The sequence below is a fragment of the Tsuneonella deserti genome (assembly GCF_014644315.1).
GTDB lineage: Bacteria > Pseudomonadota > Alphaproteobacteria > Sphingomonadales > Sphingomonadaceae > Tsuneonella > Tsuneonella deserti.
This window is the reverse complement of sequence record NZ_BMKL01000018.1, coordinates 1-529: the sequence shown is the minus strand read 5'-3', so window position 1 is coordinate 529 and position 529 is coordinate 1. Positions and strand designations below refer to the sequence as shown.

Here is a 529-nt window from a genome sequence, read left to right as displayed (position 1 = left end):
AACACGCCATTGCGCTCGCCGGGTTCGCCGGTTTCGACGTCGAACAGGAACTTGGGCACGAAGTACAGCGACAGGCCCTTGGTGCCGGGACCGGCGCCCTCCGGGCGAGCCAGCACCAGGTGGAAGATGTTCTCGAACAGGTCGCCGGAGTCACCCGAGGTAATGAACCGCTTGACGCCGTCGATGTGCCAGGACCCGTCGGCCTGTTGGACAGCTTTGGTTCGGGCAGCGCCCACATCGGAGCCGGCATCCGGCTCGGTGAGCACCATGGTCGATCCCCAGCCGCGTTCGGCGGCTAGGTCCGCCCACTTCTTCTGCTCCTCGGTGCCGAGGTGGTAGAGGATCTGGGCGAAGCCCGCGCCGCCGGCGTACATCCATACCGCCGGATTGGCGCCCAAGATGTGCTCATGCAGCGCCCAGACCACTGCCTTGGGCATCGGCATGCCCCCGAGTGCCTCGTCGATGCCGACCTTGTCCCAACCGGCTTCCAGCATCGCGTTGACTGACTTTTTGAACGATTCCGGCAGCA

At 65.2% G+C, this 529-nt stretch carries 1 protein-coding gene; it reads right to left on the bottom strand.

What is annotated here, in order from left to right; translation table 11 throughout:
- Positions 1-529, bottom strand: a 529-nt coding sequence (locus IEW58_RS13755) for an acyl-CoA dehydrogenase family protein (protein ID WP_188645891.1), incomplete at both ends; no start/stop codon positions are given.